Below are 221 nucleotides of genomic sequence, written 5' to 3' on the forward strand. Positions count from 1 at the left end.
CAGCGGTCAGCCGGTGCTGTTCGGGCCCGATCACCCCGTCACCGGCGGGTATCCGGTGGTGGCCGTGCTGACTCCCGAATCGATCGACCGGGCCGGGCAGCTGACCCCGGGAACGACAGTCCGTCTGCGGCTGGTGGATTGACCCCGTGGTGACACGGATCTAGGATTTTGTGTCATGACCGAGGTGCTCGAACCAGCCCATGACGTCGTCGACGCGGCCG

At 67.0% G+C, this 221-nt stretch carries 1 pseudogene; it reads left to right on the forward strand.

Annotated features, from left to right (window positions below):
• Window positions 1-142, forward strand: a pseudogene (locus tag B4L26_RS01220) (allophanate hydrolase subunit 2 family protein); the annotation flags it as partial.
• Between the last annotated feature and the right edge of the window lie 79 nt (window positions 143-221).

This window comes from Gordonia sp. UBA7599 (assembly GCA_002477755.1).
In the GTDB taxonomy this organism is placed as follows: domain Bacteria; phylum Actinomycetota; class Actinomycetes; order Mycobacteriales; family Mycobacteriaceae; genus Gordonia.